We start from the raw sequence: 18077 nt of genomic DNA, 5'->3' as shown, positions 1-18077 counted from the left end.
CCGCGTGACAGACCCCGTTGCGCCCACTCCCGATCCTGCGCGCCTCGTCGTGCTCGTGTCGGGCTCGGGGTCGAACCTGCAGGCCCTGCTCGACGCCTGCGCCGATCCGGCGTACGGCGCTCAGGTCGTCGGCGTCGGCGCCGACCGGGACGGGATCGCCGGGCTGGACCGGGCCGCTAACGCCGGGGTGCCGACCTTCGTGCACAAGGTCAAGGAGTACACCGAGCGGTCCGACTGGGACCGCGCACTGACCGCGTCGGTCGCTGAGCACAAGCCCGACCTGGTGGTGTCGGCCGGGTTCTTGAAGCTGGTCGGTGACGACTTCCTGGCCGCCTTCGGCGACCGGTACATCAACACCCACAACGCGCTGCTGCCCGCGTTTCCCGGGATCCACGGGCCCCGGGACGCGCTCGAGTACGGCGTCAAGGTGGCCGGGGCGACGCTGTTCTTCGTGGACGGCGGCGTCGACACCGGGCCGATCATCGCGCAGGTCGTCGTAGGAGTCGAGGACGACGACACCGAAGAAACCCTGACCGAGCGGATCAAGGAGGTCGAACGCCGCCAGCTGGTGGAGTGGGTCGGCCGCCTGGTCCGCGAGGGCTGGACCATCACCGGACGAAAGGTTCGACTGAAGTGAGCACCGACCGCAGGCCGATCCGCCGGGCGCTGATCAGCGTCTACGACAAGACCGGTCTGGAGGAGCTCGCGAAGGCACTGTCCGAGGCCGGCGTCCAGATCGTGTCGACCGGTTCCACGGCGGGCCGGATCGCGGCGGCCGGCGTACCGGTGACCAAGGTCGAGGAGCTGACCGGGTTCCCGGAGTGCCTGGACGGGCGGGTGAAGACGCTGCACCCGAAGGTGCACGCCGGTCTGCTGGCCGATGTCCGCAAGACCGAGCACGTCGAGCAGCTGGCCGAGATGCGGGTCGAGCCGTTCGATCTGCTGGTGAGCAACCTGTACCCGTTCACCGAGACCGTCGCATCCGGCGCGTCGGTGGACGAGTGCATCGAGCAGATCGACATCGGCGGTCCCTCGATGGTCCGCGGCGCCGCGAAGAACCACGCCAACGTTGCGGTGGTGGTGTCTCCGTCGCGCTATGGCGAGGTTCTGGAGGCGTTGGCCGCGGGTGGCTTCTCGCTGGAGCAGCGGCAGCGGCTGGCGGTGGATGCCTTTGTGCACACAGCGTCGTACGACGTTGCCGTCGCGTCCTGGATGGGCAGCTCGCTGACCGACACCTCCGAGGGCACTGGCTTCCCCGAGTGGGTCGGCGCGACCTGGGAGAAGGCGGCCGTACTGCGGTACGGCGAGAACCCGCATCAGCCGGCCGCGTTGTACGTGAACGGCCGGGGTGGCCTGGCGGCCGCGGAGCAGTTGCACGGCAAGGAGATGTCGTACAACAACTACGTCGACGCCGACGCTGCTCGCCGTACGGCGTACGACTTCAGCGAGCCGGCGGTCGCGATCATCAAGCACGCGAACCCGTGTGGCATCGCGGTCGGCAAGGACATCGCCGAGGCGCACCGGCGGGCCCACGAGTGCGACCCGGTCTCGGCGTACGGCGGTGTGATCGCGACGAACCGCCCGGTCTCGGTCGACCTGGCCAAGCAGGTCGCGGAGATCTTCACCGAGGTGCTGGTGGCGCCGGCGTACGAGGACGGTGCGGTCGAGATCCTGCAGGGCAAGAAGAACATCCGGTTGCTGGTCGCGCCGGCTCTGTCCTCGGCCGAGCAGGTGGAGATGCGCGCGGTGAGTGGCGGCCTGCTGCTGCAGCACACCGATCGGTTCCAGGCTCCCGGCGACGACCCGTCCGCGTGGACGCTCGCGGCCGGCGAAGCCGCGTCACCCGAGGTACTGGCGGACCTGGCCTTCGCGTGGAAGGCCTGCCGTGCGGTCAAGTCCAACGCGATCCTGCTGGCCTCCGACGGCGCCTCGGTCGGCGTCGGCATGGGCCAGGTCAACCGCGTCGACTCGTGCCGCCTGGCCGTCTCCCGCGCCGGTGACCGCGCCGCCGGCTCCGTCGCCGCCTCCGACGCCTTCTTCCCGTTCCCCGACGGCCTCGAGGTCCTCATCGAAGGCGGCGTCAAAGCAGTGGTCCAGCCCGGCGGTTCCATCCGCGACGAAGCAGCCATCGAAGCCGCCCAGAAGGCCGGCATCACCATGTACTTCACCGGCACCCGCCACTTCTTCCACTAACTCGACGGCCCGGGCCGGCGCGCATCGGCCTCGCTGGCGGGTCTGATCACCAGGCCGGACTAGTTTTCGCAGAGACATTGTGTAACTCGTCGGAACGGGCCTAGGGTGACCGCATCTGTCCCGCTGAGGTGGTCCGATGGGGGTTCGATGAAGCGTCGGAGTGTGGGGCTGCTGGTGACGGCCGCGGTCGTGATGGCGGGGGCCATCGCCGTACCGGCCGAAGCGCACAGCAGCAAGCGAGTGGTTGGGTACTACACCAACTGGAGTGGGTACGACCGGAACTTCCTGGTCAGCGATCTGGTCCAGAACGGGTCCGCCGCCCGGCTGACCCAGATCAACTACGCGTTCGGATTCCTCGACGCCCAGGGGAACTGCGTGAGCAGCGATCCGTGGGCCGACTACCAGCGCCCGTTCAGCGCCGAGCAGAGCGTGAACGGCACGGCCGACGAGCCCGGTCAGGTGCTCAACGGCAACCTCAACCAGCTCAAGCAGCTGAAGCAGAAGTTCCCGAAGCTGCGGATCAGCATCTCGCTCGGCGGCTGGACCGGCTCGGCGCACTTCTCCGACGCCGCCCTCACGCCGGCCTCGCGGGCAGCGCACGTGAAGTCCTGCCTCGACATGTGGCTGAAGGGCAACCTGCCCGGCTTGCCCGCGGGCGCGGCGAAGGGGATCTTCGACGGCGTCGACCTCGACTGGGAGTGGCCCGCCAGCGAGGGCAATCCGGGCAACGTCATCCGGCCCGAGGACAAGCAGAACTTCACCGCCCTGGTGCACGAGTACCGCAAGCAGCTGGACCGCTTGTCGCGGCCCGGTCGCTACAACCTGACCGCGTTCCTGCCCGCGAATCCCACGATGATCGACAAGGGTTTCGAGGTCCGCCAACTGTTCAAGGACCTGACCTTCGGTACGACGCAGGGCTACGACTACCACGGTCCGTGGGAGCAGTTGACGAACCAGCAGTCCGCGATCGACGGACCCAAGGGTGATCCGACCTCGCCGGAGTTCAGCTCGCAGGTGACGATCGACTCCTATCTGGCCCGGGGTGCGCCGCGGAGCAAACTCGTGATGGGGGTGCCGTTCTACTCCCACGGCTGGACCGGCGTCACGGACCAGAACCACGGCCTGTTCCAGCCTTCCACCGGCCCCGCACCGGCGACGTACGAAGCCGGTACGGAGGACTACCGCCTGCTCAAGGCGACACTGTCCAACTACACCGTCTACCGGGACAACAAGGCCGGGTTCGCCTGGCTGTTCGACGGTACGACGTTCTGGACCTGGGACGACCCGGTCGAGATGAAGCGCAAGGCGCAGTACATCTCGCAGCGCGATCTCGGCGGCGCGATGATCTGGTCGCTCGACGGTGACACCGGAAATGGGGAGCTGATCTCGGCGTTGCACCGTAACCTTCGGTGAGTGGATCTTGATGCTGTGGTGGATCGGTTCGGTGCCGACGGTCCCGAGCCGATCCACCTCGGTAACTCCGCGGCGACCGTCGTCCGGCTCGAACGCGGCCCGGAACGCCTGTTCTACAAGGCCGGCCCGGGCATCGACGCCGAGGCCGACCGACTGACCTGGCTCGGCTCGACCGGCTTCCCGTACCCGCGGATCGTTGACCGCGGCAACAACTCGCGCTGATGTTCAAGAGCCTCCGCGGCGAGCTCAATCCCCAGTACGGCGGACCGGCGGCCGCCCGCCGTTTCGTCGAGACGTACGGCGCCGACCCGGACGACCCGCGGATCGCCTACTACATCGACCTCGACAACTCCGGCGACTTCTGAGCCCGGAACGCCCGGCGGTAGGCGCTCGGCGTCGTCCGCAGAGCGGCCCGGAAGCGGCGGCGGAGATTGGTTGCCGACGACAACCCGACGCGGGCTGCGATGGTCTCCACCGCAAGCTCGGTTTCCTCCAGCAGGACACGGGTTCTGGCGATGCGCTGAGCGAGGAGCCATTGGCCCGGCGCCGTACCGAGTTGCTCGTCGAAGCGGCGGGCGAGAGTGCGTGGTGAGACGTTGAGCCGCGCCGCCAGGTCGTCGACGGTGATCGGGTCGCCGAGGTGGTCCGTTGCCCAGTCGAGCACGACGCCCAGGGATTGGGTGGACTGCGGAGCCTCGGTCCGGTACTGGACCTGGCCACCCTCGCGATGCGGCGGCATCACCATCCGCCGCGCGACCTGCGCGGCGTACGCGGCGCCGTGGTCGTTGCGGACGAGTTGGAGGCACAGGTCGATCCCGGTGCCGGAGCCGGCGCTGGTGGCGATGTCGCCGTGGTCGATGTAGAGCACGTCGGGATCGACCTGGACGGCGGGGAACCGGCGCTGCAGGTCGTCGGCCATCCGCCAATGGGTGGTGATCCGGCGGCCGTCGAGCAACCCGGTCGCGGCCAGCGCGAACGCCCCCGAGCAGATGCTGACCAGTCGCGCGCCGCGTCGATGCGCCCGGCCGAGTGCACGCAGTACGGCGATCGACGGCTCCCGGTCGATCGGCAGCCAGCCCGGCACGATGATCGTGTCCGCGCGGTCGAGAGCGCGCAGGCCGGACGCGACCAGCATGTCGAAACCCTCGGTGGTCCGGATCGCGCCGGGCCGGTCGGTGCACACGCTGAACCGGTAGTGCTCGTCGCGGAACACCGCGGCCGCGCACCCCAGCTCGAAGCTCGCCTGGGGTGCCGTCACGAGGGCGACGACGCGATGCGGACTCATGGCAGAAAAGTACCCGATCAGGACTATCCAGACACTGGGGACAAGCCTGTGGACAACTGCATGATCGAGGTATGCAGACCTTCGAATCGGCCTCTGTCCACGATGCGCCCGTGCGCGAGCTCTTCCCCGGCATCCGGTTGCGGCCGTTGTGGAGCGGTCCGGTCGCCGCGGCGTACGTCCTGCAGATGGACCCCGGGACCAGTTGGGAGGGCATCGACGTCCACGACCCCGGACCGGAGGAAGTCTTCGTCGTGGACGGCGTGTTCAACGACGGTACGCGCGACTACCCGGCCGGCTCCTTCATCCACTGCCCGGCCGGGTCGACCCACGTCCCGCAGACGACCCAGGGCTGCACCCTGTTCCTCTTCTATCCCGAGGGTTAGTCGGTACTGCGCAGTTCCGTCGGGGCGCCGTGGACGGCGGGGATGCTGCCGAGCTTGCCGGCCTGGAAGTCCTCGAAGGCCTGGATGACCTCGGCGCGGGTGTTCATCACGAACGGACCGGCCATCGCGACCGGCTCGCGGATCGGGCGGCCGCCGAGGACCAGTACGTCGAGATTCGGTTCGGCCTGGGATTGCGTCGTACCGGCCGCCGTACGGATCGTGTCGCCGGGGCCGAAGGCGGCCAGTTGACCCTTGCGGATCGGGCGCCGCTCGGCGCCGACCGTGCCCTGACCGGCGAGGACGTAGACGAGCGCGTTGTAGTCCGGCTGCCACGGGAGCATCAGTTCGGCGCCGGGGCTGACGGTCGCGTGCACCAAGGTGATCGGCGTGTGGGTCGAGCCGGGGCCGTCGTGGCCGTCGACCGAGCCCGCGATCACGCGAATCAGCGCACCGCCGTCGGGGGTGGACAGCAGAGCCGAGTCACCACCGCGGATGTCCTGGTAGCGCGGCGGAGCCCACTTCAGTGCCTTCGGGAGGTTCACCCAGAGCTGGATGCCGTGGAACAGGCCACCGCTCAGCACCAGGTGCTCCGGCGGGGTCTCGATGTGCAGGAGCCCACTGCCGGCGGTCATCCACTGGGTGTCGCCGTTGGAAATGACACCGCCACCGCCGTTGGAGTCCTGGTGCTCCATGATCCCGTCGAGCATGTATGTGACGGTCTCGAAGCCCCGGTGCGGATGCCACGGCGTGCCCTTGGGCTCACCCGGCGCGTACTCGACCTCGCCCATCTGGTCCATGTGGATGAACGGGTCGAGGTCTCGCAGATCGACTCCGGCGAACGCGCGCCGGACCGGGAATCCTTCGCCCTCGAAGCCGCTCGGCGCCGACGTCACCGACTTCACCGCCCGCTCGTGCGCGACGGCCGGATCGGGCTGATGGACGCGGGGCAGCACAGTGATGTCGCTGACGGTCACGGCGGGCATGGTCTTCTCCTCGCTCGGGTAGTTCAAGAATAAACTATCTGGCCCAACCGCGGCAAGACGGTGGGCATTCCCGGCTCGACCCACCCCGCACCCACAGCCTGAGCCCCGACCCGCCGGCGCGTCCACCGGGGCGCGTCCGTCGGGTCATCCGCGGTCCGGCCGAACTAGCTGCGTACATCCGGCCGGCCAGCTTCACGGCGACCACAGTGGGCAATACCACCGCGTACGAACTGGTGAGCTGACGAACCTCCAGCCCATCACAACTGCACGGCTCGGTCGGATGTCCCGTGTGGGCGCCCGGCCGAGCGCTGATTGTGATGGCCTGGCGGTCCCCACCCTGCCGCCACATGGCAGACTCTGGTGGCGTGACGGCGCAGATTCTGGACGGTAAGGCCACGGCGGCGGCGATCAAGGACGAGTTGAAGGTCCGGGTCGCGAAGCTGGCCGAGCAGGGTGTGGTGCCCGGGCTCGGCACGATCCTGGTCGGGGACGACCCCGGCAGCCGGGCGTACGTGGCCGGCAAGCACCGCGACTGCGCGGCGGTCGGCATCTCGTCGATCCAGGTCGAGCTGCCGGACACCGCAACCCAGGACGAGATCGCTGCGAAGGTCCGCGAGCTCAACGAGAACCCAGAGTGCACCGGCTTCATCGTCCAGCTGCCGCTGCCGAAGCACGTCGACACCAACGAGATCCTCGGCCTGATCGACCCGGCCAAGGACGCCGACGGTCTGCACCCGGTCAGCCTCGGCAAGCTCGTGCTCGGCCAGGACGGTCCGTTGCCGTGCACCCCGAAGGGCTGTGTGGAGATCCTGCGGCGGTACGACGTACCGATCGCCGGAGCCCACGTGGTCGTCGTCGGTCGCGGGGTGACCGCGGGCCGGCCGATGGGGCTGCTGTTCACCCGCAAGTCCGAGAACGCGACCGTGACGCAGTGCCACACCGGCACCACCGACCTCGCCGCAGTGGTCCGCACCGGCGACATCGTGATCGCCGCGGCCGGATCGGCCGGGCTGATCACCGCGGACATGGTGAAGCCGGGCGCCGTACTGCTCGACGTCGGCACCAGCCGCAGCGCCGAGGGCAAGATCGTCGGCGACATCGAGCCCGCCGCCCGCGAGCAGGCGGCCTGGATCGCCCCGATGCCCGGCGGCATCGGCCCGATGACCCGCGCGATGCTGCTCACCAACGTCGTCGAGGCCGCCGAAGCGAGCCTGGCCTGATGACCCGGCCGGCCGAAGCGGGCGTGACGTGCTGATGGCGGGAGAGCCTCGACGCCGGAGCGAATGGCCTCTGGTGCTGTCGCTGCTGGTCGGCCTGACCGGCCTCGTCGTACTCACGTTCTACAACTGGCGCAACGGCGTACTCGTGTTCGCCGCCGGCGTCGTCCTCGCCGGCTTCCTCCGCGCGTTCCTCAGCGACAACGCGGCCGGCCTCCTCCGCGTCCGCGGCCGCATGTTCGACACCACGCTCCTCGTCCTGGTAGGCCTGTCCATCGCCACCCTCGGCCTCATCGTCCCGAACTGACCCGATGCCGATCACCATCCGTCCAGCAACACCCGCGACAACGGTCACCAGGTGTCGTTCCGGTTCACCTTCCCGTTGAACCACGCATAGGGTCGCGGGTATGACGAGTGTTCGTGAGGATCTGGCGCCGTCCGGGGTGTTGCGGGCGTCCATCAATCTGGGGAATCCGGTGCTGGCGCAGGGGACGCCGGAGGAGCCGGCTGGGGTGACGGTCGACATCGCGCGGGAGTTGGCGCGGCGGCTCGAGGTGCCGGTGGAGCTGGTCTGCTTCGACGCGGCCCGGAAGTCGTTCGAGGCGATGACGACCGGGCAGGCGGACATCTGCTTCCTCGCGATCGACCCGGCGCGGGCCGGTGAGGTCGCGTTCACGGCGCCGTACGTCGTGATCGAAGGGGTGTACGCCGTCCCGGCGGACTCGCCGCTGACCACCGTCGACGAGGTGGACGGCCCGGGTGTCCGGATCGGCGTGAAGCAGGGATCGGCGTACGACCTGTACCTGACCCGGACGTTGCAGCGGGCAACGGTTGTGCGAGGTGACGAAGGGGCCGACATCTTCCGCGCCGAGGGGCTGGAGGCGACCGCCGGCATCCGGCAGCCGATCGCGCGGTTCGTTGCCGAGAACCCCGATGTCCGGCTGATCGACGAACGATTCATGGAGATCCGGCAGGCCGTCGGCACCACGAAGACGCGCGGTCCCGAGACGGTTGCCTACCTGCACGGTGTGGTCGAGGAGCTCAAGGCCAACGGTTTCGTCGCCGACGCGCTGCTCCGTTCCGGCCAGGCGGACGCGTCGGTCGCGCCACCCGCGGCGCTTTGACGACAACCACGCGGAGTGAGCAGGCAACTTCATGCCGTGGCAGCCGGTTCGTGCGACCTTTCGGTCTGGTCCAGACGTCAAACGGTGATCGCCGCGTACCTACTCCCCTAGAAGCACCGCGTGCCCCAGGCTTCGCCCAGGGCACGCGGTTGTTGTTCGGTCAGCCGAGGAGGTTGAGGGCCTGGACCGCGTCGCGCTCCTCGCCGAGCTCGGCGGTGCTGGCGTCGATGCGGCCGCGGGAGAAGTCGTCGATCTCGAGGCCCTGGACGATCTCCCAGTTGCCGTCCTTCGTGGTGACCGGGAAGGAGGAGATCAGGCCCTCGGGGACGCCGTACGAGCCGTCGGAGACGACTGCCATCGACAGCCAGTCGCCATCGGCCGAGCCGCGCAGCCAGTCGCGGGTGTGGTCGATGGTGGCGGCCGCGGCGGAGGCGGCCGACGACGCGCCGCGGGCCTCGATGATCGCGGCGCCGCGCTTCTGCACGGTCGGGATGAAGTCGTTCTCCAGCCAGTTCTGGTCGTTCACGACCTCGGCCGCGTTCTTGCCGGCCACCTCGGCGTGGAAGATGTCCGGGTACTGGGTCGCGGAGTGGTTGCCCCAGATCGTCATCTTCTTCAGGTCGGTGACGTGCGTACCGGTCTTCTTCGCCAGCTGGGCCAGCGCGCGGTTGTGGTCCAGCCGGGTCAGCGCGGCGAACCGCTCGGCCGGGATGTCCGGCGCGTTGCTCTTCGCGATCAGCGCGTTGGTGTTGGCCGGGTTGCCGGTGACGGTGATCCGGATGTCGTCCGCGGCGTGCTCGTTCAGCGCCTTGCCCTGGACGGTGAAGATCGCGCCGTTCGCCTCGAGCAGGTCGCCGCGCTCCATCCCCTTGGTCCGTGGTCGCGCGCCCACCAGCAGCGCGACGTTCGCACCGTCGAAGATGACGTTCGGGTCGTCGCCGATCTCCACGCCGGCCAGCGTCGGGAACGCGGAGTCGTCGAGCTCCATCACGACCCCCTCGAGCGCCTTCAGGGCCGGGGTGATCTCCAGCAGCCGCAGTTCGACCGGCGTGTCCGGCCCGAGCAGTGCGCCGCTCGCGATCCGGAACAGCAGGCTGTAGCCGATCTGACCAGCGGCCCCGGTAACGGCCACCTTCACCGGTGTAGTGCTCACGACACGCTCCTTCTGTGCTTGTGGGTGCTTCGGACGCTAGCAAGCCACGCCCACCCACCCAACGCTGGGGCACCGACTACTTCCTCACACCCGCTCAAACTCCACCTTGAGAACCCACCGACCATTTTTCGCCCGGCAAATTGGTTGGTGGCTTCTCAAGGTCGCTCGGCAGGCGGAGTGCGCGGTTGAGAGGATGGGTGGGTGGAACACAGGGTCGGCTCCGGGATCGCGAGCGTCGAGGCAGCGGCCGACGGGACGTTCGTGCTGCGGGTCGACGGATCCCTGCAGTCGCAGGTCGACCTTGCGGACCCCACCCACCTGTCGTTCGAGTACATGCGCCGGATCGGCGACGTCGTCGACGCGGTCGCACCTCGGCGTCAGCCGATCCCGGTCGTGCACGTGGGCGGCGCCGCGCTCAGTCTGCCGAGGTACGTCGCCACGACGCGCCCCCGCTCCCGGCAGATCGTCCTCGAACCCGACGAGGACCTGACCGAGTTCGTCCGCGAGGCGCTGCCGCTGCCGAAGCGCTCCGGCATCAAGGTCCGCGGCGTCACCGGCCGGGCCGGCATCACCGAGCTGTACGACGACTCGATGGACCTGCTGATCCTGGACGCGTTCGAGCACGAGGCCGTCCCGGCGAACCTGGTCACCACCGAGTTCTTCACCGAATGCGCCCGCGTCCTGCGGCCCACCGGCGTACTGGTCGCGAACCTGATCGACGGAACCGCCGGCCTGCCGTTCATCCGTCGTACGGCGGCGACCGTGCGGACCGTGATCGGCGACGGCGTGGTGCTCGCCGAGCGGAAGATCCTGCGGGGCAAGGGATTCGGGAACGTCATCCTGGTCGCGTCGCCCCAGCCCGTCCCCGACCTGACCACGGCCGGCGGCCGGGCCCAGCCGCCGTACGACGTGATGCCGCTGGGCGAGCTGGCCGGGAAGGCGGCGCCGCTGAGCGATGCGGAAGGGTTCGTCACGCCGCAGGCGCCGCCCGCAGTCTTCCGGAGCTAAGCCGGTCGAGGGTGCCGGCGAACGCGGCGCGCTCCTCCGCCGTCGCGCCGAGCGCGCGGACGAGCTGGTCGAGGCGGTCGCGCTGAGCCAGCCGCGTGCCGCGGAGCCACGCCTGGATGGTGGTCCGGGGGATGCCGGTGAGCCGCGCCAGGGTCCGGAGCGATCGCGGCCCGGCGAGAGCGGTCAGGGCTGCGCCGAGGTGGTCGGGTGTCTGTGCTGTTCGCAGTAGTTCGCCCACGTCCTGGGGATCGCGGCTCGCGGCCTCCCAGTGCCGTCGCCACACCGGGAGCAGCTCGGCCGGCACACCGCAGCCGGTCAGGAACGCGGTAGTCACGTCCCAGGACGGCAACTGCCGGCCGCTGGTCGCACGGACCAGGTGCGCGTGCGAGTAGTGCGCGTGGTCGGCAAGCTCCCGATAGGTCAGGCCGGCCTGCCGCCGGACTCGCTGCAGGGCGCCCGCGAACGCTTCCAGGTCCATGGTGACCTCCTCGCGATCAAACATAATTCAACATGAACGAACAAATCAAGTGACAGGAGTCAAGTTACGATTGGTCAATGTCCGTCGCGAGGGTTGCCGCACTGACCTACTACCCCGTCAAGGGGCTCTCCGGGGTGTCCGTGGATCAGGCCGAGGTGGGTCCGGCCGGGCTGCGGAACGACCGGAACTTCATGCTCGTCGAGCCCGACGGCACCTTCCTCAGTCAACGCAGCCTGCCCGCGATGGCAGCACTGCGCGCGGAGCTCGCCGGCGACGCCATCCGGCTGTCCGGCCCCGGCGCGCCGGACCTCGAGATCCCGATCCAGTACGACGGCAAGCGGCGCGACGTCAGCCTGTTCGGGAAGTGGTTCGGACTGGGTGTCGTCCAGGACCCGGCCGCGGACGAGTGGTTCAGCGAGCGGCTCGGCAAGCCGGCCGCGCTGGTCCGGGTGACGCCCGAGCACGATCGGCCCGGCTGGGGTGTGCATCGCGGCCAGACCGGGTTCGGGGACGCGCACGCACTGATGATCACGTCCCTGTCGTCCCTGGACGGGCTGAATGAGCGGATCGTCGAGCGAGGTGGCGACGCCATCCCGATGAACCGCTTCCGCCCGAACATCGTCATGGCCGGCTGGCCGGAACCGCATACCGAGGACAGGGTCCTACGGATGTCCGCGGGTTCGGTCGAGATCGGCTATTCGGCCCGCTCGATCCGCTGCGCGGTCCCGACCGTCGACCAGTCGACCGGCGCGAAATGTGGTCCCGAGCCGACCCGGACGCTCGCGTCGTACCGGCGGCAGCCCGACTACGGCGGCGGGGTCAGCTTCGGCATGAAGGCCGCGGTGCTTGCCGAAGGCACCCTTCACGTCGGCGACGAGATCCTCGTGCACGAATGGATCCCGGCCGGCCCCGACCCAGCCCCCGACCGCCGCTAGCTCGCACACTCGCCCATCACCACCACTGTGCCGACGACCAGCACGCCCGGCCGACGACCACCCACACCTCCAGCCGGAAGAACCCTCAAACGACGCGGGGCGGTGCTAGCAGGCGACGCGGGCGCGGCCGGTGACGGCCCTGTAGGTGCAGGTGTCGAACGTCTTGCCGGCCGGCGTCTGGAACCGGGCGGTGTCGCCGGTGTTGTTCCAGATGTAGTTGCCCTGGTTCCAGTACAGGGTCTGCGCGCGGTTGCGGTTCTTGCCGGTGCGGACGATCGCCGTCGTCCGGCCGGCGAGAACGTAGCCGCGCGGGAAGACGAAGACGTGGTTCGCGACGTCCAGCACGCGGAACCCGGACAGGTTGATGGGCCTGCTGCTGATGTTGCGAATCGTGAAGAACTCCTGGTTCAGCTGCGCGTTGGTGCGGTAGTCCGGACCCGGCGGGTCGTACTGGATCCCGCTCAGCACGACCGTGATCGCCGCCGACGCGGACAACGGTGCGACCACCGCCGCGGCGACCGTCACCGCGGCAGCGGCGAACCCGGAAACGAGCAGGCTGAAGCGTCGTGCGAACAAAAGATTCCCCCTGGGCAGTAGGCCCGAATTCCCGCCGGGCCCGATGAACATGGCTGCCGGCTCCCCCCGGCCGTCGCACGGTAGCCGTCACGCTGCGTGCTCGTCAAGGGCTCAACCAACCGGGGTCGGGACCCCGTGGTCGAGTAGTGCGACGCGGGCGGCCAGGCCGGCTTCGCGGAAGGCCTTGAGGAACTGGTCCGGGCCTTCGGTGAAGTGCGCCCAGCCCTCGGTGTGGACGGGGACGATGATCGCGGAGCCGAGGAGGTGTGCGGCCTCGACCGCGGACTCCGAGGTCAGCGTGAGCGCCGCGCCGTCGAGCAGCGTGGTCCGGGCGCCACCGGCGAAGAGGACCGCCACGTCGATCGGCGCGAAGCGATCGGCGATCTCCTTGACCAGGCCGATCGACGCGTTGTCGCCGGACACGTACACGGTCGGCAGGTCCGCACCGGTCAGCACGAATCCGGTGACGACACCGAGCACCGACTCGGCACCCTCCGGACCGTGCAGCGCGGGTACGCCGGTCACCGTGACGACGCCGCCATCCGGACGCGGCAGCTCGATGGACTCCCAATTCTCCAACGCTCGTACGCCGGGAATCCGGGTGGCCGCCCCAGGAGTCGACAGCACCGTCGGGACCGACGGGAGCAGGGCGCGGCCTGCGTCGTCGAGGTTGTCCTTGTGCTGGTCATGCGAGAGCAGGACTACGTCGACCGGACCGAGCTCCGCGGCCGGGATCGCCGGGCCGGTCAGCTTGGTCATCACCCGGCCGGGCAGCTGGTAGTCCCGCGGCTCGTCGAAGGCGGGGTCGGTCAGGAACGTCAGCCCGCCAAGGCTGATGACGGCGGTCGGGCCGCCGATGTGCGTGATCTTCATATCCACGATCCTCGGCTCCGGCGCGCCGATCCACCATTGGCCCGTGAGCCACAGTTCCTGAAGATCGGGCCATACTGGTCCCATGCGCACAGTCGCCGTCCTCGCGTACGACGGGATCAGCCCGTTCCACCTGTCCGTGCCCTGCCTGGTCCTCGGCGATCGCCACGGTCCGCCGAGTCAGTACGACGTACTCGTCTGTGCCGAGGAGCCGGGATCGCTGCGGACGAACGCCGGCTTCGGGGTCACTGTCGATCGGGGGCTCGACGAGATGGACGAGGCGGATGTGGTGGTGCTGCCGAGCTGGCATCCCGGTCGCGAGCCGTCCGCCGTACTGATCGACGCGATCCGCAGGGCGCACACGCGGGGAGCGACTGTGGTCGGTCTGTGTATCGGGGCGTTCCTCGTCGCGGCGAGTGGGATCGCTGATGGGCGGGAGGTGGTGACGCACTGGCGGTGGGCGGACGAGTTGCAGGCACGGCATCCGGAGCTCACGGTCCGGGCGGACGTGCTGTGGTCGGATCTGGGTGACCTCATCACGTCCGCGGGTACGGCGGCGTCGCTCGACTGCTGTCTGCACCTCGTCCGGACGCATCACGGGGTCGAGGTGGCCGAGCGGTTGGCCCGGGACATCGTGGTCGCGCCGCATCGCAGTGGTTCGCAGGCGCAGTACATCCCGGTTCCGGTGCCGCCCGATCCCAGCGACGACGTGATCGAGAAGGCGATGGTATGGGCTCGCGCGCGGCTCGATCAGCCCGTGACGCTGGACGAATGGGCGACTGCGGTGGCGTTGTCGCGGCGTACGTTCACTCGGCAGTTTCGCGCGCGGACCGGGATCTCCGGGCAGGCATGGTTGCTGCGCCAGCGGCTGGACCGGGCCCGGTTGTTGCTGGAGACGACCGACCATCCGGTCGAGCGGGTCGCCGGCGAGAGCGGGTTCGGCAGCAGCGCGGCGCTGCGACACCACTTCCACGCGCTACTGGGCACGACGCCGCAGCGGCATCGGCAGGAGTTCGGGGCGCTATAGCAGCAGGAGCAGCATGTAGACGGCCGGGGCCGCGAACGTGATCAGGAGGATCCAGGCGATCATCCGGTGCCGGGGCTTGTCGCGGTCGAGCGAGGACGCGAAGTACAGGACGGCGCCTTCCTCGGTGTGCCGGCTCAGGCCCATCTTGCGGGCCTCCTCCGGGCGCGGATCGGGCCGCTCGTCCGCCAACGCGTCCGGCGGAATCCCGAAGTGCGCGGGGAGAGCCGGATCCAGATCATCACGTTCCCCGAACATCCAGCCTCCGCAGGTAGGTGGACCATGAGCCGTCCTCCCATGGTCGCACCACCTCCTGCAAAAGTGCCGCTGTGTCTTACGAGAAGTCAGCCACCCACGCGACTCGGGTCTTCTTCGAACACAGCAGTGGGCACAGGACGCCGCTGTCGTGGGGCGATCCCTGGGCTCCCACACCTAGCGTGGTGAGCCCGCAATTCAAGATCGTGCTCCTGCTGTTGTTCATCATTCGGTCGAACGCCTGCTGCGCGGTCATGTTGTCGCCGCCGGCGCCCGTCCCCGAGTTGAGGTTGCTGCCGGACGAAGCACGGTCGCCGGCCTCGGCGCGTGCGCTTCCGGTGAGGTTCGGGTCCTGCTTGAGGCGAGCACAACCGTTGTTGACGCGAGCGTTGTCGATCAGGTTGAACAACTGTTGCTCGTCGCCCGTCATCTGCCCGTCCACCGGTGGCGGCGGCGGCGGTGGGGCGGTGGTGGTTGGTGGAGTGGTCGGCCGCTTTGTGCTGACCGTGCGGTCCGGGGAGGTTGGGCCTGTGGTTGGTTCTGTGGTTTTGCGGCCCCCGGTGGGGGTTGCGGTGGGGTCGTCCGTCGGGCCGGTGGTGGACGGGGTTTCGGTGGGGGTGGCCGAGTCCGTCGGGGTTGGGGTCGGCGTCGCTGTCGGGGTCGCCGTGGGTGGGGTGCTGGGGTGGGTGGTCGGGGGAGCGACCACGGGCTTGGTGGTCGGGGTGATGTAGGTGTCGTCGGTGCGCGTGACGATCGGGACCGAGGCGTCGGCCGGGTCGTTCTGCGGCTGGTGCAGGAGGATCCACGAGATCGGCGTGATCACCAGCACCACGGACGCGATCGCGACCACGGTCCGGCGGGTCCGCGCCGACTTCCCGGCCGCCGCCGACCTCGCCGCCGCACGCGATCCACCGCGCCCGGGCCCGGAAGACCCACGCCCGCCGGAACCAGAACCGCCGCCGGACCCACCACGACCACCCGCGTGACCACGAGAGCCGCCCGTCGGACCAGCGGCCGTCTGTCCGGCCGTGCCCGCAGCGGCGGCCGACTCAGCACCGGCAACTCCGGTCCCGGCAGCAGTGCCAAGCCCAGCGGCCCACGCGTCACCCGACGAACCGAGCCCTGAGGTCCCGCCGTCGCCTGTCGAGTCCGACGTACGGCCATCGGTCGTGCCTGCAGCCCTAGTCGACGCAGCACCAGCAGTCGGGCCACCAAGAGAAGCCCAGTCGTCGCTCACACCACCGAGTCGCGCGCTCCGACCGTCAGCGTCGTCACCAGCACGTCGCGACGACCAAGTGCCAGCCGTGTCACCAAGGCCGGCGCTCTGCGGGTCCGGAGTACCGGCGCCGCGCGAGGACCAAGTGCCGGCGGTGTTGCCAAGCCCCGGGGTCCGTGCGTCGGCGGCCGCGGAGTTCTCCGGCGTACTGGCCCGGCGGGCCGACCAGGTGCCGGCGGTGTCGCCGAGGGTTGCGGACTGGGGGTCCGTGGTGCTGCGGCGCGAGGACCAGGTGCCGGCGGTTTCGCCGAGGCCTGCTGGGGTGTCCGCGTCGGCTGATCCCCGGCTTCGGCGGCCGGCGGCTCGGCGGCCGGGACGGGGAGCCTGCTCGGGCTCGGTGCCGGCGATGGATTGAGCGACCCACGAGGGGCTTCCGCCGGCGGGGCGGGAGCGGGCGCCCAGGCCGGAGTCCGCGTCCGGTGGGGTGTAGCTGGGGATGGACGGTCGCGGCGCGTACTGCGGTGTGGCCGGGCGGGACTGGGCATCGGCCCAGAACGGGGACTCGTTGGCGGCGCCCGCGGACTGTGCGGTCGCCCAGAACGGGGACTCGTCACTGCCGCGGGGTGCGTACCTGGGTGGTTCGGGCGGGGCCGGTGGCGGGGTTTCCGCCGCAGGGGTGGACCGATTGCCGGACCGCGACGAGCGCGAGGCGGCGCGGGTCGCCTTCCTGCGTGGCTTGTACCGGCTGCTGCCGGAGTCGGACATTATTTCGTTGTTCCCTTCACTGTCTCGCCCCCAAGACGTGCCTCATCATTCGTGTCACCGGAGCCCCCCAGGACGGTCCGGCGACATGACAAGGACGGATCTACCCGCAGTGACCGACCATGAACCGGCCGGACATTGTGGCCGTGAGACAACATCTCCGCCACACTCGGTGTGTTCGACACAATGACAATCTCGAAGGCTCATCGGGGCGCATCCACTCAACTGCGCCCGAAGTCCTGGACCCAGCTGCCCCGTCCCCAGTCCGGCTTGACCTGGCCGGGGTCGTAGCCGATGCCGATCGAGGTGAACCGGCAGTTCAGGATGTTCTTGCGGTGGCCGTCGCTCTGCATCCAGGCCGCGACGACCTTCTGTGCGGTGTCGAAGCCGGCGGCGATGTTCTCGCCCCAGCTGGAACCGCGGTACCCGGCGGCCGCCATCCGGTCGCCCGGGTCCTGCCCGTCGGGGTTCGTGTGGTCCATGTAGTGGCGACGGACCATGTCCGACGCCTGCTTCCCGGCCGCCTTGACCAGCGCGCTGTCCAGCCGGAGCGGGCGGCAGCCCTGCTGCGCACGGATCTGGTTCGTGTAGTCGAGCACCTGGCGCTCTTGCGCGTTGGTGCCGCCACCACTGGTCGACGGCTGCGGGGTGTCCCTCGGCGTCGGCTCGCTGGTCCGCGTCTTGGTCGGCGTACTGTGCGACGGCTTCGGCTTCGTCCTGGTGCTGTTCGGGGTCCGCGGCGCCGTCGGCGTCACCGGCACGGTCGTCACGCCGCCGGTCGGGACCGGGGTGGTGCCGACACTCGTGGCGGTGTTGTCCGGGGAGCCGCTGGTGGCCGGGGTACCCGACGTGGACATGGACGCCGCCGACCCGAGGGCCGGCGTACCGACGACGGAGGTGACCACGCCGTTGGGCAAGGTCTTGGTCACGGTGGCGCCGGGTACGGCGGCAGTCGTGGTGCCGTCAACCTCGGACGGTGCGGAGTCGTTGCGCGTGTCCTCGGAGACGTTCAGCACCTTGGCCGCGTCGTCCACGGTCGAGTGGTCGCGAGACATCAGCCAGACCACCGGGCCGATAGCGAGCAGCACGGACAGCGCGCTGACGGTCGGGCCGATCAGGCCACGACTGCGTCGGGGAGCACGTCGGCTGCCGCGGTGTCGCCGGGGGGTAGGCGAATCCGTCATGGGTGGGCGAATCCTCTT

22 protein-coding genes are annotated in these 18077 nt (G+C 69.6%); 13 read left to right on the top strand and 9 right to left on the bottom strand.

Features of this window, described 5'->3' with window-relative positions:
• Positions 1 to 4 precede the first annotated feature (4 nt).
• The 5 genes from purN (at position 5) to ACXC9Q_RS00865 (ending at position 3971) form a co-directional block, all read left to right on the top strand.
• Positions 5 to 637, top strand: coding sequence for a phosphoribosylglycinamide formyltransferase (purN, locus tag ACXC9Q_RS00885; RefSeq protein WP_457054532.1), 633 nt, complete (start codon positions 5 to 7; stop codon positions 635 to 637).
• On the top strand, positions 634 to 2193 hold the full coding sequence (gene purH / locus ACXC9Q_RS00880) for a bifunctional phosphoribosylaminoimidazolecarboxamide formyltransferase/IMP cyclohydrolase (RefSeq protein WP_457054531.1): 1560 nt from the start codon (positions 634 to 636) through the stop codon (positions 2191 to 2193). Before purN ends, purH begins: the two co-directional genes overlap by 4 nt.
• Before the next feature lie 147 nt (positions 2194 to 2340).
• On the top strand, positions 2341 to 3606 hold the full coding sequence (locus ACXC9Q_RS00875) for a glycoside hydrolase family 18 protein (protein WP_457054530.1): 1266 nt from the start codon (positions 2341 to 2343) through the stop codon (positions 3604 to 3606).
• The gene (locus ACXC9Q_RS00870; RefSeq protein WP_457054529.1) at positions 3607 to 3828 is read left to right on the top strand and encodes a hypothetical protein; all 222 of its coding nucleotides are present in this window, start codon (positions 3607 to 3609) and stop codon (positions 3826 to 3828) included.
• A complete protein-coding gene (locus tag ACXC9Q_RS00865; protein ID WP_457054528.1) occupies positions 3828 to 3971 on the top strand; it encodes a hypothetical protein in 144 nt (47 codons plus the stop codon). Before ACXC9Q_RS00870 ends, ACXC9Q_RS00865 begins: the two co-directional genes overlap by 1 nt.
• Here the strand turns inward: ACXC9Q_RS00865 and ACXC9Q_RS00860 are convergent.
• Entirely contained in the window at positions 3938 to 4891 is a 954-nt protein-coding gene (locus ACXC9Q_RS00860) for a helix-turn-helix domain-containing protein (RefSeq protein WP_457054527.1), read from the bottom strand. The genes ACXC9Q_RS00865 and ACXC9Q_RS00860 overlap by 34 nt on opposite strands.
• A 71-nt stretch (positions 4892 to 4962) precedes the next feature.
• Between ACXC9Q_RS00860 and ACXC9Q_RS00855 the strand changes: the two genes are divergently transcribed.
• Positions 4963 to 5274: a cupin domain-containing protein gene (locus ACXC9Q_RS00855; protein WP_405071227.1), complete on the top strand. Its 312-nt coding sequence runs from the start codon at positions 4963 to 4965 to the stop codon at positions 5272 to 5274.
• On the opposite strand, the gene ACXC9Q_RS00850 is transcribed toward ACXC9Q_RS00855, so the two are convergent.
• A complete protein-coding gene (locus ACXC9Q_RS00850) occupies positions 5271 to 6257 on the bottom strand; it encodes a pirin family protein (RefSeq protein ID WP_457054526.1) in 987 nt (328 codons plus the stop codon). The two genes, ACXC9Q_RS00855 and ACXC9Q_RS00850, sit on opposite strands and share 4 nt — an antisense overlap.
• 365 nt (positions 6258 to 6622) lie before the next feature.
• Here ACXC9Q_RS00850 and ACXC9Q_RS00845 point away from each other — a divergent pair, with 365 nt between their 5' ends.
• The 3 genes from ACXC9Q_RS00845 to ACXC9Q_RS00835 all read left to right on the top strand — a co-directional run bounded on the left by ACXC9Q_RS00845 (position 6623) and on the right by ACXC9Q_RS00835 (position 8598).
• Complete coding sequence (locus ACXC9Q_RS00845; protein ID WP_329484413.1) at positions 6623 to 7477, top strand: bifunctional methylenetetrahydrofolate dehydrogenase/methenyltetrahydrofolate cyclohydrolase; 855 nt, start codon at positions 6623 to 6625, stop codon at positions 7475 to 7477.
• 34 nt (positions 7478 to 7511) lie between these two features.
• Entirely contained in the window at positions 7512 to 7781 is a 270-nt protein-coding gene (locus tag ACXC9Q_RS00840) for a DUF3017 domain-containing protein (protein WP_457054525.1), read from the top strand.
• 100 nt (positions 7782 to 7881) lie between these two features.
• The gene (locus ACXC9Q_RS00835; protein WP_457054524.1) at positions 7882 to 8598 is read left to right on the top strand and encodes a transporter substrate-binding domain-containing protein; all 717 of its coding nucleotides are present in this window, start codon (positions 7882 to 7884) and stop codon (positions 8596 to 8598) included.
• Positions 8599 to 8758: 160 nt separating this feature from the next.
• Here the strand turns inward: ACXC9Q_RS00835 and ACXC9Q_RS00830 are convergent, their stop codons facing one another.
• On the bottom strand, positions 8759 to 9751 hold the full coding sequence (locus tag ACXC9Q_RS00830; RefSeq protein ID WP_405071234.1) for a malate dehydrogenase: 993 nt from the start codon (positions 9749 to 9751) through the stop codon (positions 8759 to 8761).
• Between the two features lie 201 nt (positions 9752 to 9952).
• Between ACXC9Q_RS00830 and ACXC9Q_RS00825 the strand changes: the two genes are divergently transcribed.
• Entirely contained in the window at positions 9953 to 10759 is an 807-nt protein-coding gene (locus ACXC9Q_RS00825; protein ID WP_457054523.1) for a spermidine synthase, read from the top strand.
• On the opposite strand, the gene ACXC9Q_RS00820 is transcribed toward ACXC9Q_RS00825, so the two are convergent.
• Positions 10722 to 11237: a helix-turn-helix domain-containing protein gene (locus ACXC9Q_RS00820; RefSeq protein WP_457054522.1), complete on the bottom strand. Its 516-nt coding sequence runs from the start codon at positions 11235 to 11237 to the stop codon at positions 10722 to 10724. The two genes, ACXC9Q_RS00825 and ACXC9Q_RS00820, sit on opposite strands and share 38 nt — an antisense overlap.
• Positions 11238 to 11314: 77 nt before the next feature.
• On the opposite strand from ACXC9Q_RS00820, the gene ACXC9Q_RS00815 reads away from it, so the two are divergent.
• Positions 11315 to 12172 (top strand): MOSC domain-containing protein, encoded by an 858-nt coding sequence (locus ACXC9Q_RS00815; protein ID WP_457054521.1) that lies wholly within the window; start codon positions 11315 to 11317, stop codon positions 12170 to 12172.
• A gap of 105 nt (positions 12173 to 12277) precedes the next feature.
• On the opposite strand, the gene ACXC9Q_RS00810 is transcribed toward ACXC9Q_RS00815, so the two are convergent.
• Both ACXC9Q_RS00810 and ACXC9Q_RS00805 read right to left on the bottom strand, forming a co-directional pair.
• Positions 12278 to 12748 carry a lamin tail domain-containing protein gene (locus tag ACXC9Q_RS00810; protein WP_457054520.1) on the bottom strand — a complete coding sequence of 157 codons (471 nt, stop codon included), beginning with the start codon at positions 12746 to 12748 and terminating at the stop codon, positions 12278 to 12280.
• Positions 12749 to 12859: 111 nt separating this feature from the next.
• Positions 12860 to 13621, bottom strand: a complete 762-nt coding sequence (locus tag ACXC9Q_RS00805) for an MBL fold metallo-hydrolase (RefSeq protein WP_457054519.1) — start codon at positions 13619 to 13621, stop codon at positions 12860 to 12862.
• Between the two features lie 82 nt (positions 13622 to 13703).
• Here ACXC9Q_RS00805 and ACXC9Q_RS00800 point away from each other — a divergent pair, with 82 nt between their 5' ends.
• A complete protein-coding gene (locus ACXC9Q_RS00800; protein WP_457054518.1) occupies positions 13704 to 14645 on the top strand; it encodes a GlxA family transcriptional regulator in 942 nt (313 codons plus the stop codon).
• Here the strand turns inward: ACXC9Q_RS00800 and ACXC9Q_RS00795 are convergent.
• Positions 14640 to 14900: a hypothetical protein gene (locus ACXC9Q_RS00795; protein ID WP_328523896.1), complete on the bottom strand. Its 261-nt coding sequence runs from the start codon at positions 14898 to 14900 to the stop codon at positions 14640 to 14642. The two genes, ACXC9Q_RS00800 and ACXC9Q_RS00795, sit on opposite strands and share 6 nt — an antisense overlap.
• A 76-nt stretch (positions 14901 to 14976) precedes the next feature.
• Positions 14977 to 15747: a CAP domain-containing protein gene (locus ACXC9Q_RS00790; protein WP_457054517.1), complete on the bottom strand. Its 771-nt coding sequence runs from the start codon at positions 15745 to 15747 to the stop codon at positions 14977 to 14979.
• Between the two features lie 520 nt (positions 15748 to 16267).
• Here ACXC9Q_RS00790 and ACXC9Q_RS00785 point away from each other — a divergent pair.
• Positions 16268 to 16528, top strand: a complete 261-nt coding sequence (locus ACXC9Q_RS00785; protein ID WP_457054516.1) for a hypothetical protein — start codon at positions 16268 to 16270, stop codon at positions 16526 to 16528.
• A gap of 568 nt (positions 16529 to 17096) precedes the next feature.
• Here ACXC9Q_RS00785 and ACXC9Q_RS00780 read toward each other — a convergent pair.
• On the bottom strand, positions 17097 to 18059 hold the full coding sequence (locus ACXC9Q_RS00780; RefSeq protein WP_457054515.1) for a CAP domain-containing protein: 963 nt from the start codon (positions 18057 to 18059) through the stop codon (positions 17097 to 17099).
• Between the last annotated feature and the right edge of the window lie 18 nt (positions 18060 to 18077).

Source organism: Kribbella sp. CWNU-51 (assembly GCF_054073265.1).
Note: the sequence above shows the minus strand (reverse complement) of the source record. Positions and strands in the feature narration are given on the sequence as shown.